The 13,888-nt window shown below is 74.1% G+C and carries 16 protein-coding genes; 6 read left to right on the plus strand and 10 right to left on the minus strand.

Going from position 1 to position 13,888, the window contains the following annotated elements; translation table 11 throughout:
* Window positions 1-44: 44 nt before the first annotated feature.
* From HTZ77_RS03050 to HTZ77_RS03060, 3 genes are all read right to left on the minus strand, one after another.
* Entirely contained in the window at window positions 45-353 is a 309-nt protein-coding gene (locus HTZ77_RS03050; protein WP_175587839.1) for a MiAMP1 family antimicrobial peptide, read from the minus strand.
* A 223-nt stretch (window positions 354-576) separates the two neighbouring features.
* On the minus strand, window positions 577-1,062 hold the full coding sequence (locus tag HTZ77_RS03055) for a hypothetical protein (RefSeq protein ID WP_175587840.1): 486 nt from the start codon (window positions 1,060-1,062) through the stop codon (window positions 577-579).
* Window positions 1,059-1,616 carry an RNA polymerase sigma factor gene (locus HTZ77_RS03060; RefSeq protein ID WP_175587841.1) on the minus strand — a complete coding sequence of 186 codons (558 nt, stop codon included), beginning with the start codon at window positions 1,614-1,616 and terminating at the stop codon, window positions 1,059-1,061. Before HTZ77_RS03060 ends, HTZ77_RS03055 begins: the two co-directional genes overlap by 4 nt.
* Window positions 1,617-1,739: 123 nt before the next feature.
* On the opposite strand from HTZ77_RS03060, the gene HTZ77_RS03065 reads away from it, so the two are divergent.
* Window positions 1,740-2,216 (plus strand): hypothetical protein, encoded by a 477-nt coding sequence (locus tag HTZ77_RS03065; RefSeq protein ID WP_175587842.1) that lies wholly within the window; start codon window positions 1,740-1,742, stop codon window positions 2,214-2,216.
* 1 nt (window position 2,217) lies between these two features.
* On the opposite strand, the gene HTZ77_RS03070 is transcribed toward HTZ77_RS03065, so the two are convergent.
* Both HTZ77_RS03070 and HTZ77_RS03075 read right to left on the minus strand, forming a co-directional pair.
* Window positions 2,218-3,954, minus strand: coding sequence for a glycerol-3-phosphate dehydrogenase/oxidase (locus tag HTZ77_RS03070; protein ID WP_175587843.1), 1,737 nt, complete (start codon window positions 3,952-3,954; stop codon window positions 2,218-2,220).
* Window positions 3,955-4,057: 103 nt separating this feature from the next.
* On the minus strand, window positions 4,058-4,828 hold the full coding sequence (locus HTZ77_RS03075) for a DeoR/GlpR family DNA-binding transcription regulator (RefSeq protein WP_175587844.1): 771 nt from the start codon (window positions 4,826-4,828) through the stop codon (window positions 4,058-4,060).
* A 133-nt stretch (window positions 4,829-4,961) separates the two neighbouring features.
* Here HTZ77_RS03075 and HTZ77_RS03080 point away from each other — a divergent pair, with 133 nt between their 5' ends.
* The 4 genes from HTZ77_RS03080 to HTZ77_RS03095 are packed head-to-tail and all read left to right on the plus strand — an operon-like array spanning window position 4,962 to window position 8,714.
* Window positions 4,962-5,834, plus strand: coding sequence for an SIS domain-containing protein (locus HTZ77_RS03080; RefSeq protein WP_175587845.1), 873 nt, complete (start codon window positions 4,962-4,964; stop codon window positions 5,832-5,834).
* Entirely contained in the window at window positions 5,831-6,964 is a 1,134-nt protein-coding gene (gene nagA, locus HTZ77_RS03085) for an N-acetylglucosamine-6-phosphate deacetylase (RefSeq protein ID WP_175587846.1), read from the plus strand. Before HTZ77_RS03080 ends, nagA begins: the two co-directional genes overlap by 4 nt.
* Window positions 6,964-7,872 carry a 1-phosphofructokinase family hexose kinase gene (locus tag HTZ77_RS03090; RefSeq protein ID WP_175587847.1) on the plus strand — a complete coding sequence of 303 codons (909 nt, stop codon included), beginning with the start codon at window positions 6,964-6,966 and terminating at the stop codon, window positions 7,870-7,872. The genes nagA and HTZ77_RS03090 overlap by 1 nt, the downstream gene beginning before the upstream one ends.
* A gap of 17 nt (window positions 7,873-7,889) precedes the next feature.
* Entirely contained in the window at window positions 7,890-8,714 is an 825-nt protein-coding gene (locus tag HTZ77_RS03095; RefSeq protein ID WP_175587848.1) for a class II fructose-bisphosphate aldolase, read from the plus strand.
* Here HTZ77_RS03095 and HTZ77_RS03100 read toward each other — a convergent pair.
* From HTZ77_RS03100 to HTZ77_RS03120, 5 genes are read right to left on the minus strand one after another with little or no spacing between them, the layout of a single operon-like run.
* Complete coding sequence (locus HTZ77_RS03100) at window positions 8,683-9,138, minus strand: GNAT family N-acetyltransferase (RefSeq protein ID WP_175587849.1); 456 nt, start codon at window positions 9,136-9,138, stop codon at window positions 8,683-8,685. The two genes, HTZ77_RS03095 and HTZ77_RS03100, sit on opposite strands and share 32 nt — an antisense overlap.
* Window positions 9,135-9,956, minus strand: a complete 822-nt coding sequence (locus HTZ77_RS03105) for a phosphotransferase family protein (RefSeq protein WP_175587850.1) — start codon at window positions 9,954-9,956, stop codon at window positions 9,135-9,137. Before HTZ77_RS03105 ends, HTZ77_RS03100 begins: the two co-directional genes overlap by 4 nt.
* Before the next feature lie 48 nt (window positions 9,957-10,004).
* Window positions 10,005-10,439 carry a S26 family signal peptidase gene (locus HTZ77_RS03110; RefSeq protein WP_175587851.1) on the minus strand — a complete coding sequence of 145 codons (435 nt, stop codon included), beginning with the start codon at window positions 10,437-10,439 and terminating at the stop codon, window positions 10,005-10,007.
* Window positions 10,436-12,250: an ABC transporter ATP-binding protein gene (locus HTZ77_RS47260; RefSeq protein ID WP_175587852.1), complete on the minus strand. Its 1,815-nt coding sequence runs from the start codon at window positions 12,248-12,250 to the stop codon at window positions 10,436-10,438. Before HTZ77_RS47260 ends, HTZ77_RS03110 begins: the two co-directional genes overlap by 4 nt.
* Window positions 12,247-12,798 carry a TlpA family protein disulfide reductase gene (locus HTZ77_RS03120; RefSeq protein WP_175587853.1) on the minus strand — a complete coding sequence of 184 codons (552 nt, stop codon included), beginning with the start codon at window positions 12,796-12,798 and terminating at the stop codon, window positions 12,247-12,249. The genes HTZ77_RS47260 and HTZ77_RS03120 overlap by 4 nt, the downstream gene beginning before the upstream one ends.
* A gap of 509 nt (window positions 12,799-13,307) precedes the next feature.
* Between HTZ77_RS03120 and HTZ77_RS03125 the strand changes: the two genes are divergently transcribed.
* On the plus strand, window positions 13,308-13,874 hold the full coding sequence (locus tag HTZ77_RS03125; protein WP_175587854.1) for a phosphoheptose isomerase family protein: 567 nt from the start codon (window positions 13,308-13,310) through the stop codon (window positions 13,872-13,874).
* The last annotated feature ends 14 nt before the right edge of the window (window positions 13,875-13,888 follow it).

Consider the following 13,888-nt stretch of genomic DNA (forward strand, 5'->3'; position numbering starts at 1 on the left):
CCGTGTGGGGTCCGGCGGGCGCCCAGGTCCGGCTCAGGCGGGGGTCAGCACACGATGAAGATGCTCTGCCAGCCCACGGGGGTGCGCTGCTCGGCGTTGCGGTTGGAGGCGAGCTCGAAGTGCATCACGCCCTGCGCGTTGGGCTGGTTGTACATGCGGCCGCTCTGGCCGTCGCCGTACCACTTGTAGGACCCGTGATAGTGGATGTTGGACGGCCCGCAGGCGTCGATGAACTGCTGGCGGCCGGTGAAGCCGGGGCCTTCGTAGGCGATGTACTGCGAGGCGTAGGCGGCGCTGCCCATGACCGCGACCATGGCGGCCGCGAGCACGGGGACGAGGGCGATTCTCTTCACGATGATCCTCCCGATGCGTCTCTGCGTTCACTCAGAGTATTCATACGGTAACCGTACGCACACGTGGAACGCAAGGAACACCTTGGCGCGGCCAAGAAGGTAACGCGCAGGTCAGAGCCCTGATGCCAGCCCACCTGGGAGGCCGGGAGACCTTGACAGAAGGGGCGGCGATGTGGCCGGGTGTGTCGCGCCCGAGCCGGCCGGCGACGACGGCGTCCTCGTCTCACCCGTCCTCGGGGCCGGCCGTCAGCTCGCGCATCCGGCGCAGCAGCGCGGCCCGTCGCCGGTGGGCCCGTACGGCCAGCGTCAGAGCCGTCACGGCGAACAGCCCCCCGACGGCCAGCGCGGGGACCGGGCCCGTGCCGCGCTGGGCGGCCACGGCGGCCACCAGCGCGGTCGTGGTGATCGAGGCCGCCACGCCGATCCAGGCGGCGATCACCTGGTCGGTGGCGAACAGCGGCACCCTGCGCGTCAGCAGCCACCCGCCGTACCCGGCCCAGGCCAGGCAGAACGCCGTGAGCAGCGCGAACGCCAGCCGGGTGCGGCCGGGCAGGGCGCCGTCCTCGCCGAGCCACAGCGCCGCCATGAACACCGTGCCGGACAGCCCGGCCACCAGCGCGGCCACCGCCCGGACGCGCATCCCGCGCGACAGCGACGACTCCAGCCGCTCGATCGTCTCCCGCGCCGACCGGCGCGCCTCCTCCGTCATGGCCGGTATCCCCTTTCCTCCAGGTGTTCACGGAGCATCCGGCGGGCCCGGTGCAGCCGCGACTTGACCGTGCCGACCGGCACCCGGCACACCTGCGCGCAGTCCTCCACGGACAGGTCCTCCAGGTAGAACAGGACGAGGATCTCCCGCTCGGGCACCGGCAGCGCCGACAGGGCGTCCACCAGCTCCGCGCGGTCCACCACGGCCTCGGCCTCGTCACCGACGGCCGGGTCACCGAGGGCCGGGCGGTCTCCGGCCGCCGGATCGTCCGCCGGGAGCTCCTCCCATGCCCCGGCGTACTCGCCGCGCAGCCGGTCGGCCACCGACCGGCGGGCGATCGTGAACAGCCAGGGTGCGAACCGGCCGGGCTCCCGCAGCCGGGGCAGACCCCGGACCACGGCCAGCCAGATCTCCTGGGCCACGTCGTCGGCCCGCCCGGCGTCCAGCATGCGGCGCGCGTACGTCCACACCGGCCCGTGCCAGCGGGTCACCAGCTCGGCCAGCGCCGCCCGGTCGCCCAACTGCGCACGCACCACCAGCAGCTCGTCGGTCATCTCGCCTCCCGTCACCTGAACAGTCGGGCGAGCGGCCGATCGGGTTCACACCGACGTCGTACGTCGGAGAAGTCCCGATGACGCTGACAGAAGTTGTCAGTGACCCCCGCCTAGCTTCCCCGCATGGACAACAGCACCGGCTTCAGCTTCTTCACCGGCACCTATGACGTCGTGAACCGCTGGCGGAAGGACTTCCTCGACCCCATCGAGGGCGACGACCGCTGGGAGGAGTTCCCGGGTGTCACCCGCGCCTCCGCGCACTTCGACGGCCGGGCCAGCTTCGACGAGATCGAGTTCCCGACCAAGCAGTTCGCCGGGCTCACCCTGCGGCTGTACGACCCGGCGGCCGACGCGTGGTCGTTGTACTGGGGCAGCAAGCGCACCGGCACGCTGTTCCCGCCCGTGACCGGACGCTTCGGCGACGACGGCGTCGGCGTCTTCCACGGGGACGACGAGCACGACGGCCGCAAGGTGAAGGTCCGCTTCGTCTGGTCGGAGATCACGGCGGACACCGCCCACTGGGAGCAGGCGTTCTCCGTGGACGACGGGCAGACCTGGATCACCAACTGGCACATGCACATGACCCGTCAAGCAGGCTGAATCAGGGGCGCTCCGGGGTCACGACCGGGACGATCTCGGGGGCGCCCAGCCTGATCGCGTCGGCCTCCTGGTCGGTGTCCTGCTCCTGGGAGAGGCGTTCGGCCTCCACCCGCTTGGTGTAGTACTCGACCTCCGCCTTGACCTGCTCGGCGTCCCAGCCGAGCGGGCCGGCCATCAGCTCGGCCGCCTCCTGGGCGACGGCCTGGCCCCGGTGGAAGGTCTCGATGGAGATGCGGGTGCGGCGGGTCAGCACGTCGTTCAGGTGCCGGGCCCCCTCGTGGGTGGCGGCGTAGACGATCTCGGCGCGCAGGTAGTCGTCGGCGCCGTTGAGCGGCCTGGCCAGCGTCCGGTCCTCCCGGATCAGCTCCAGCACCTCGTCGATCAGCGAGCCGTACCGCTGCAGGAGGTGCTCGATGCGGGCCACGTGCAGGCCGGAGTCGTGGGCGATGCGGTGCCGGGAGTTCCACAGGGCCTGGTAGCCCTCGGCGCCGGCGAGCGGGATCCGGTCGGTGCACGACGACGGGACGCGCTGGTCGAGCCCGTGCGCCACGGCGTCCACGGCGTCCTTGGCCATGACCCGGTACGTCGTGTACTTCCCTCCGGCGATCATCACGAGCCCCGGCACCGGGTGGGCGACGACGTGCTCGCGCGACAGCTTCGAGGTCTCGTCGGACTCGCCCGACAGCAGGGGACGCAGCCCCGCGTAGACGCCCTCGACGTCGTCGCGGGTCAGCGGCACCGACAGGACCTCGTTGACGTGGTCGAGCAGGTAGTCGATGTCGGTGCGGGAGGCGGCCGGGTGGCTCTTGTCCAGGGTCCACTCGGTGTCGGTGGTGCCGACGATCCAGTGCCGCCCCCACGGGATGACGAACAGCACCGACTTCTCGGTGCGCAGGATGATGCCGGTGTAGGAGTGGATGCGGTCGCGCGGCACCACCAGGTGGATGCCCTTGGAGGCGCGCACGTGGATCTGACCCCGGCCGCCGACGAGCTCCTGGATGTCGTCGGTCCACACGCCGGTGGCGTTGACGACCTGCTGGGCGCGGATCTCGAACTCGTCGCCGCTCTCCAGGTCGCACACCCGCACCCCGGTGACCCGCTCGCCCTCGCGCAGGAACCCGACGACCTGGGCGCGCGGCGCGACGTGCGCGCCGTAGGAGGCGGCCGTGCGCAGCAGCGTCATCACGTAGCGGGCGTCGTCGACCTGGGCGTCCCAGTACTGCACGGCCCCGGTGAACGCGGACTTCCGCAGCGCGGGCGCCAGCCGCAGCGCCCGGGAGCGGGACAGGTGCCGGTGTCCCGGCACGCCCCGGGTCAGGCCCGTGGCGAACCCGAGCGTGTCGTAGAGCGCGACCCCGGCCCCCACGTACGGCCGCTCCCACGCGAAGTGGGTCAGCGGGAAGAGGAACGGCACGGGCCGCACCAGGTGCGGCGCGATGCGCTGGAGCAGCAGGGACCGCTCCTGCAGCGCCTCGCGGACCAGCTCGAAGTTGAGCTGCTCCAGGTAGCGCAGCCCGCCGTGGATCAGTTTGGAGGAGCGGGAGGAGGTGCCGGAGGCGAAGTCGCGCGCCTCCACCACCCCGACGTCGAGGCCCCGGGTGGCGGCGTCGAGCGCGACGCCCGCGCCGACCACGCCCCCTCCCACCACGACGACGTCCAGCTCCTCGGCGCTCATCCGGGCGAGCGCCGCCGTCCGCTCGGCGGGCCCGAGCCGGGCCTCGCCCCTTCCCGCCGTCATAACACTCCCTGGGTACGGGGTTCGTCCGCTTGCGCTCCCATACCTACCCGCCCGCCGAACGGCATGTAACGCCGGGGGTGTTGCCCTGGCCACACCGGGGCGGTCAGGCGCGGATCACCTTGACGCCCGCCTCGGCGAACCGGGCGGCCTGCTCGTCGGGGAGCCGGTCGTCGGTGACGAGCGTGTCGATCTCGCCGATGGGGCAGATCCGGGAGAAGGCCCGCCGGCCCACCTTGGAGGCGTCGGCCACGGCCACCACGTGCTGGGCGCGGCTGATGAGCAGGTGGTTGACGCTCGCCTCGCCCTCGTGGTGGGCCGAGGCCCCGAGCTCCACGTCGATGGCGTCGACGCCGAGGAAGGCCACGTCGAGCGTCACCTGCTCCAGCACGCCGGAGGCGAGCGGGCCGATCAGCTCGTACGACTGCTGGCGCGCCACGCCACCGGTGACCACGATCTTGACGTGGCGGCGGACGGTCAGCTCCGAGGCGATGTTGAGCGCGTTGGTGACGACCGTGAACCCCGACTCCAGGGCGGGACTGATGGCGAGCGAGCGGGCCAGCTCGGAGGTGGTGGTGCCGCCGTTCATGCCGACCACCGACCCGGCGGAGACCAGGTCGGCGGCGGCCGCGGCGATGCGGTGCTTCTCGTCGGCGTGCCGGGCCGTCTTGTAGCGCAGCGGCAGGTCGTAGCTGACGCTCTGGGCGACGGCGCCGCCCCGCGTGCGCATGAGCATCTGCTGCTGGGCGAGCTGGTCGAAGTCGCGGCGGATGGTCGCCGCGGAGACGTCGAGCGCCTGCGCGGCCTCCTCGACGGACAGGCGGCCCTCCTGAGCGAGCAGCTCAAGAATGGCGTTCCACCGGTCGTATCGGGACACGCTCGCCTCCTCAGGGCTCCGTCGGCTGCCAGCCTGGCACACCGAGGACCGGGCCAGCCACACCTGCACAATTCTGCTCTGTTCTGCTATAAAAAGCACAGGAACAAGCAAATTCTGCACCGGGAGGTAACTGGTGACCACCCACACCGAAGCCGAGATCGCCTCCCAGCCGGAGTGCTGGCGTCGCGCCGTCGCCGACGTGCCGGCGGGCGCGCTGCCCGTCCCCGGCGAGCGGGTCGCCGTCGTCGGCTGCGGCACCTCGTGGTTCGTCGCCATGGCGTACGCGGCCCTGCGCGAGCGCGCCGGCCAGGGCGAGACCGACGCGTTCGCCGCCTCCGAGGCTCCCACGGGCCGCCGCTACGACCGGATCCTCGCGCTGAGCCGTTCCGGCACCACGACCGAGGTCCTGGAGTTCCTGGCCCGGACCGGCTCGCCGACCACGGCCATCACCGCCGACCCCAAGACCCCGATCATGACCGCCGCCGGCCAGGTCATCGTGCTCGACTACGCCGACGAGCGCTCCGTCGTGCAGACCCGCTTCGCCACCACCCAGCTCGCGATGCTGCGCGCCAGCCTCGGCGAGGACCTCGGCCCGGCCGTCGCCGACGCCGAGCACGTGCTGGCCGCGCCGCTCGACCCGGCCCTGGTGGAGGCCGAGCAGTTCAGCTTCCTCGGCACCGGCTGGTCGGTGGGTCTCGCGCAGGAGGCCGCGCTGAAGATGCGCGAGGCGTCGCGCTCCTGGACCGAGGCGTACCCGGCGATGGAGTACCGGCACGGCCCGATCAGCATCGCCGGGCCCGGCCGCGTCACCTGGATGCTCGGCAAGGCCCCAGAGGGCCTGCGCGAGCAGGTGGAGGCCACCGGCGGCACGTTCTTCGAGAGCGGGCTCGACCCGATGGCGGAGCTGATCCGCGCCCAGCGCGTCGCGGTCGCCCGGGCCACCGCCCGCGGCCTCGACCCCGACGAGCCGTTGCACCTCACGCGATCTGTGATCCTTTCCTCATGAGCCTCACTCTCGCCGACGCCCGCGTCGTCACCCCCGAAGGCGTCCACGACGGCTGGCTGACCATCGAAGACGGCCGCATCACGCACGTCGGCCAGGGCCGCGCGCCGCGTGCCGGGCACAGCCTGGGCGGACGGTACGTCGTCCCGGGCTTCGTCGACATCCACAACCACGGCGGCGCCGGCGGCTCCTTCCCCACCGGAGACCAGGACGCCGCGCGGGCCGCCGTGGAGCTGCACCGGCGCCACGGCACCACGACCATGGTCGCCAGCCTGGTCACCGCCACGGTGCCCAAGCTGGAGGCCGCGGCGTCGTCGCTGGCCGACCTGTGCGACGACGGCCTGCTCGCCGGCCTGCACTTCGAGGGCCCGTACATCTCCGCGGCCCGCTGCGGGGCGCACGACCCCGCGCTGCTGCGCGAGCCGTCGCCGGGCGAGTTCGAGCGGCTGGTGAAGGCCGGCCGCGGCCACGTCCGCATGCTGACGATCGCCGCGGAGCTGCCGGGCGCCCTCGACACCATCCGCGCGGCGCGCGCGCACGGCGTGCTCGCGGCGCTCGGCCACAGCGACGCCACCTACGAGCAGACCCTCGACGGCATCGAGGCGGGCGCCACCGTGGCCACCCACCTCTACAACGCGATGCCGCCGCTCGGCCACCGCGCCCCCGGCCCGGTCGCCGCGCTCCTCCAGGACGAGCGGGTCACGGTCGAGCTGGTCAACGACGGCGTCCACGTGCATCCGGCGATGGTCCGGCTGGCCTGCTCGGCGGCGGGCCCGCACCGCACGGCGCTGATCACCGACGCGATGGCGGCGGCCGGGGCCGGCGACGGCGCGTACGTGCTCGGCGCGCTGCAGGTGACCGTGTCCGGCGGCGTGGCCCGGCTGACCGAGGGCGGCTCGATCGCGGGCAGCACGCTCACCATGGACGCCGCCTTCCGGCGCGCCGTCCAGGAGGTGGGCCTGACGCTGCCCGAGGCGGCCGTGACGGCCTCGCTCACCCCGGCCCGCGTGCTCGGCCTCGACGACACGATCGGCTCGATCGCCGCCGACAAGGCCGCCGACCTGGTAGTCCTCACCGACGAGCTGGAGGTGGCCGGCGTGATGCGGCGCGGCTCCTGGGTCACGGAGCCCTGATGATCCTCACCGTGACGCTCAACGCCGCCCTCGACGTCACCTACCAGGTGCCCGAGATCGACTGGGCCGGGGTCAACCGGGTCAAGGCCGTGCACCGGCGGGCCGGCGGCAAGGGCGTCAACGTGGCCCGCGTGCTGCGCGGCCTCGGCCGGGAGGTGCTGGTCACCGGCCTGGCCGGCGGGCCCGTCGGCCAGGCCATCGAGGCCGACCTGGAGGCCGCCGGGCTGCCCCGGGCGCTGGTCCCGATCGCCGCCGAGTCCCGTACGACGCTGGCCGTCGCGGGCGGGGGCGGCGGGGCCGCGCTGTTCAACGAGCCCGGCCCGGAGGTGTCGGAGGCGGAGCTGCGGGAGTTCGCCCGCGTGTACGCCTCGCTGCTGGAGCGGGCGGAGGCCGTGGTCATCTCCGGCAGCCTGCCCCGGGGCGTCCCGGCCGGCACGTACGCGGAGCTGGCCGCGCTGGCCGCCGACCACGGGGTGCCGGCGATCGTCGACGCCGACGGGGCGGCGCTGCGGCACGCGCCCGTCGGCCGTCCCGCCATCGTCAAGCCCAACGCCGAGGAGCTGGCCCGCGCCGTGCCGCCGCACGGCCACCCGATCGAGGGGGCCGAGCACCTGCGGGCCCTCGGGGCCGAGTCCGTGGTCGTCTCGCTCGGCGAGGAGGGCCTGTACGCGGTCACGCCCGAGGGGACGTTCCGGGCCCGCATGCCGTACCGGGTGGAGGGCAACCCGACGGGCGCCGGCGACTCGCTGGTGGCCGGGCTCGCGCTCGGCCTGGTCGAGGGCGCCCCGTGGCCCGAGCGGCTGCGCACGGCCGCGGCGCTCGGGGCGGCGGCCGTGGCCGCCCCGGTGGCCGGCGACTTCGACCGCGACGTCTACGCCCGGACGCACCCGCTCATCGAGATCACCTGAGCCAGGAGGAGCCCGCCATGCCTCTCGCCGTGACCGGCGACATCATCCGCACGTCCCCCGCCGGGGTGGGCGCCTTCAACGTCATCCAGCTCGAACACGCCACGGCGATCGTCGCGGGCGCCGAGGCGCTCGGCGTGCCCGTGGTGCTCCAGATCAGCGAGAACTGCGTCCGCTACCACGGCGCGCTGGAGCCCGTCGCGCTCGCCTCGCTGGCGATCGCCCGCCGCGCCGCGGTGCCGGTGGCCGTCCACCTCGACCACGCCACCGACCGCGCCCTGGTCGAGGAGGCGGTGGAGCTGGGCATCCGGTCGGTGATGTTCGACGCCTCGGCGCTGCCCGACGAGGAGAACGTGGCCGCCACCGCGTCCGTCGCCGCCTGGTGCCACGAGCGCGGCGCATGGGTGGAGGCCGAGCTGGGCGAGGTGGGCGGCAAGGACGGCGTCCACGCGCCGGGCGCCCGGACCAAGCCGCACGAGGCCGTGGACTACGTGGCGCGCACCGGCGTGGACGCGCTGGCCGTGGCCGTGGGCAGCTCCCACGCCATGACCACCAAGGACGCCGTGCTCGACCTCGACCTGATCGCCGAGCTGCGCGCCGCGGTGCCGGTGCCGCTGGTGCTGCACGGCTCCTCGGGCGTGCCCGACGACACGCTGCGGGCCGCCGTACGCCAGGGCATGAAGAAGATCAACATCTCGACGCACCTGAACAAGGCGTTCACCGGCGCCATCCGCGACCACCTGGCGCACGACACGAAGGTCGTGGACCCCCGCAAGTACATGCGGTCCGGCCGCGACGCGGTCACCCGCGAGGTCACCCACCTGCTGGGGGTGCTGGGGGGCTGAGCTCCTTGCGCATGACGACCGCGGTGCGGTCCTCGATGCTCATCCGGCCGGTCTCCACGTAGCCCAGCGACGTGTACAGGGCGATGTTGGAGGTCATCCGGATGTTGGTGTAGAGGCGCACCGCGGGCAGGCCGAGCCTGCGCGCCTCGTCCTCGGCGAAGGCGAGCAGGCCGCGGCCGATGCCCCGGCCGTGCAGCTCGGGGCGCACGGCCACGTTCTCGATCAGCAGGGCGCCGTCCTCGGGCAGCAGCACGATGAGCCCCTCGACGGCGTCGGTCACGTGCACGTGACCGGCCTCGACGAGCGCGGGGTAGTCGGCGTCCATCGGCAGGGGCCGCCCGCCGACGATCTCCACCCACGGCTCGTACGCCTCACGGACCAGCTTCTCCACGGCCGCCAGATCGGCGGCGAGCGCCTGCCTCATGCGCCCAATGATCGCAGCACGCGTCCGGCCTGTCGCCGGAAGGTCCCCGGAGGGTTGCGCGGCCCCTCGGACGACAGCAGGAACAGCCACATCAGCGCGTGCAGCCGCCGGCAGCCGGTCAGGCGCCGCCCCTCGGCCGGGGACAGCTCGACGTGGGCGAGGACGTCCACCTCGCCATCCACCCACATCGCCACGTGCTGCGAGATCTCCGACAGCTCGAACGCGCGGTCGCTGCGCCCGGACTCCTCGAAGTCGACGATCCGCACCCGGACGCCGTCCCACAGGAAGTTCGCCAGGTTGCCGTCTCCCGCGCCGAACACCGGCGTCACGCCCTCGTCGCCGGGACGCCATCCCGCCAGCCACCGCGCCCCCTCGCGCACGGCCTGATCGGCGAGGGGTTCGCGGGGCTTCCAGCGGGCGCACCACTCCTTGACCTGCGCGACCAGCGGGCCGAGGTGCCAGGGGCGTTCGGGCACGCCGGCGAGCACGTCCCGGGGCACCGCCGCGTGCAGCTCGCCGACGGCCCGCGCCAGGTGCGCGGCGTACGCCCCGGCGTCCGGCAGGGACCGCAGCGCGACGCCGGGCAGCCGCGACATCGTCACGGCCCCACTGGACGCGCCCGTCCCGGCCGCGCCCGGCGGGGCCGGGACGGGCGGTTCCAGGGCGATCGGCTGGGGTGCCAGCCCTGGGGCGTGCTCGGCCAGCAGCGTCAGTGCCCGCCACTCCCGCCCGGCCAGTTCCGTGTCCTCGCCGATGTACCGCTTGACGACCCGGTCGTCCCGTATCTCCACCCGGTGCGTCCACTGAAGATCGGCCACACCCGGATCCTAGGGGGCCGAGCGCGGCCGGGCCGCTTCCGCCGGAGGTCAGGAGCCGAGCCGGCGGACGACCACGCCGAGCACCCGCCCCTCCGGCACGAAGCCGAAATGCCGGGAGTCGAAGGAATGCTCGGAGTTGTCGCCGAGCACGAAGAGACAGGCCGCCGGGACCCTGCCGCCCCCGTGAGGGCCGGCCTCATGACGGGCGGGCACGGGGTCGTCCGGCACGGCCGCCGCCCGCTTGACGGCCCAGCTCCGGCCGCCGGGCAGGAGTGCGGCGATCTCCGGCGGCGTCTCCTCGGCGAACACCACGACCTGCCCCCGCCGCACCGTCCCCGGCCGCGCCCTGCGGACGAGGACGAGGTCCCCGGACCGGTACGTGGGCGCCATGCTGTCGCCGTTCACCCGCACCACGACGTACCGCAGGCGCGTCCACACCACGGCGACGGCGGCGAGCACGACGGCCACCGCGAGGCCGGTCACGTGACCGGCTCCCCGGCGTAGCCGGCCGCCTGGAGGCCGAACAGGTGCGCGTAGGTGCCCTCGGCGGCGAGCAGCTCGTCGTGCCCCCCGCGTTCGGCGACGACCCCGTCGGCGAGGACGACGATGAGGTCCGCGTCGCGGACCGCGCCGAGCCGGTGCGAGATGAGCAGGCTGGAGCGCGAGCCGCGGATCCGCCGCAGCATGGCGTGGACGTCGTGCTCGGCCTCCGCGTCGAGCCCGGCGCTGGGCTCGTCCAGGATCATCAGGTCGCGGTCGGCCCGCAGGAAGGCGCGGGCCAGCGCCACGCGCTGCCACTGGCCGCCGGACAGCGCCACGCCCTCGCGCTCGGTCTCGCTGAAGAACGTGCGGGTCAGCGGCGTGCGGTACCCCTCGGGCAGGGCGGCCAGCACGTCGTGGACGCCCGCCCGCCGGGCCGCCGCCTCGACCCGCTCGGGGTCGTCGAGGGCCGACAGGTCGCCGATCGCGATGTTGTCCAGGGCGCTGAGGTCGTAGGTCATGAAGTCCTGGAACACCGCGCCGATGCGTTGCCGCAGCTCGGTGACGGGGACGTCGCGGATGTCCACCCCGTCCCAGAGGATCGCGCCCCGGCTCGGGTCGTAGAACCGGCACAGCAGCTTGACCAGAGTGCTCTTGCCGCTGCCGTTGCGGCCCACCAGCGCCACCGCCTGCCCGTGCGGGATGACGAGATCCACCCCGCGCAGCACCCACGGGTGGTCGTCGCCGTAGCGGAACCACACGTCCCGCAGCTCGATGCCGCGCGACAGCCGCGGCAGCTCGCGCGGCGCGGCCGGTTCCGGCAGGTCGGGCCCGGCGCCGACCACGGCGAGGTAGTGACCGAACACCAGCAGCCGCTGGTGGGTCATCGCGATGCCGCGGACGAGCCCGTCCACCGCCGACTGCACGCCCGCCACGGCCGCCACGAACATGGACACGTCGCCCACGGTCAGCCGTCCCCCCGCGGCGCCCAGGATCACCCAGACCAGCCCGCCCCCGGAGACGACCGCGGCGAGCAGCGCCAGCGCCGTCTGCTGGCCGAGCTCGCGGCGGTCCATCGCGCGCTTGGCGGCGTTCGCCCGGCGGAGCTGGCCGGTCATGCGCCCGCGCAGCCAGGGCCCGGCGGCCAGCAGCCGGATCTCCTTGGCCGCCTCCACCGTGCTCAGCAACATCGTGTACGCGAACTCCAGCCGGTGCACGGGCTCCACGTCCCACGCCATGGCGGCCCGCTGCCGGGCCAGGCGCAGCTCGACGACGAACGCCGGCAGCGACGCGAGGAGCACCGCGACGGTGAGCCAGGGGCTGACGACCGTCAGCGACCCCGCGAACCCGATCAGCGCCAGCGCGCCCTGCCCCACCGAGAACATCGCGTCCAGGAGGTAGCCGGGACTCTGGGCGCTCTGCTGCGCGAGCCGGAGTCGGTCCAGGAACGCCGGGTCCTCGAAGCGGGCCAGCCCCGCGTACCGCTCGACCGCGGCGAACAGCTCGTCCTTGGCCAGCAGCCCGCCCCGCCGGTCGATCTCCGCGCGCAGATACTGGCCGGACTGCGGGGTGGCGGAGCCGACCAGCCCGGCGGCGGCGAGGCCGGCGGCCAGCCCGAGGACCGCGCCCACGGCGCCCGGCGACGCGAGCCGGTCGAGGGTGAGCTTGGTCATCCAGGCGACCGCGACCGGGACCAGGGCGCCGGCCAGCGAGACGGCCAGGTATCCGGCGGCGTGGGCGGGCGCGGCCCGCCGGAGCAGGGCGGCCGCGTGGACCGCCGCCGCCCGCATCCCGGGCGCGGGCTGCTCGCTCATGCGCGGGCCGGGGCGGGCAGGCGGGAGAAGTCCACGCCCACCTCCGTCATCCTGCCCCGCTCGACGACGCAGAACGCGGGGAAGCTGCGCACGTGGAAGGCGTCGGCGACGGGCGTGCCCTCCTTCTCCACGACCACCCGGGCGACGGGGCCGAGGGCCCGGACCATGTCGGCCGGGTCGGTGACCTGGCCGTCGAGCACGACGAGGACCTGCTCCCGGTCGCGGTCCCCGGCCCAGGCGGCGATCGCGGGCACCTTGTCGCGGCAGGAGCCGCACTCGGGGGCCAGGAAGACGGCCACCGTGCGCCCGGGCAGGCGTTCGGGCGAGACGGGCTCGCCGTCCACCGTCGTCGCGGTGAACGCGCCCACCGCGTCACCGGCGCGCGGCAGGTCCGTGAACTCCGGCGGGGCGTGGGTGCCGCCGGCCCGGACCAGCCGCTCCAGCACCCGCGTGTGCTCGCGCAGCCGCCGGACGACGCCGAACGTCAGCAACAGGTTCACGATGCCCAGCGCCACGAAAAGGATCACCAGAGCGGTCAGAAACGGCATGGCTTGTCCCCCAACCTGACGTCATGACGAGGACCGCCGGCCAGGCCCCCTGGCCGGCGGCCGACCGGCGCCACCCCCTCCGTACGGGCGGCGCCGGGACTCACGCGACCGCCGAACCGGCTAGCAGTTCTGCGAGGTCGTGTAACAGGGGGTGCACCAACCACCGTGCTCGGGGTCGGCTCGCCGGACCCCGGCCTTTCCGCCGGAGCAGCAGGCCTGCCAGCCACCGCAGACGGCGTCCGCCGTCATCCTGGGGGCGACTCGCTGGAGCAGTCTGTCGCTGATCCTGCTGATGGCTCGAATCACCGTGTCTCCTCCTTACTCGTGCTGCGCACGCCCGTGGATGGTGGGCGTGCTGGGAACGGGCGATGGTCGCAACGTCGCACGCCCTCGGAGATCGGTCAAGAACGATCACTGCCCGTGCCCGGCGTACGACAGCGTGGTCACGGAGCGGGGACACTGGGGTGACGGGGGGTCGGCGCCCGTCGGCCCCCGTCGAGGAGGGCGCGATGACCACGCACGACCGGCTCGCCGGTGACGCCGCGCGGGCCGTGGACGAGATCGCCGCCGCGGTCGCGAGCGTGCCCGGGGACGAGCTCGACGCGGTCGCGGGCGAGCTGCTCGCGGCCCGCCGGATCGCCTGCTACGCGCCGGGCCGCGAGGGGCTGGCGCTGCGCGGCCTCGTGATGCGGCTGTTCCACGCGGGGCTCGACGCGCACTACGTCGGCGAGATGACCTGCCCGGCCGTGGGCGAGGGCGACCTGGTCGTCCTGTCCTGCGGCCCGGGCCGGCTGTCCACGGTCGAGGCGCTGGCCGGGGTGGCGGTCCGAGCCGGCGCGCGCCTGCTGTACCTGACGGCGCAGCCGGGCGCCCCGCCCGCGGGCCGGGCCGACCGCGTCGTCCACGTACGGGCGCGGACCATGGCCGACGACCTCGCCTCGACGGCCGTGCTGCCCATGGGGAGCGCGTACGAGATCGCCCTGTTCGTCCTGGCCGACCTGGTCACGAACCGGGTCCGGGCGCACCGCGCGGAGCCGGTGGAGGTGTCGCGCTCACGGCACACGAACCTGGAGTGACGTCTCGCCGGCGG

The sequence above is a fragment of the Nonomuraea montanisoli genome, from assembly GCF_013363975.1.
In the GTDB taxonomy this organism is placed as follows: Bacteria; Actinomycetota; Actinomycetes; order Streptosporangiales; family Streptosporangiaceae; genus Nonomuraea; species Nonomuraea montanisoli.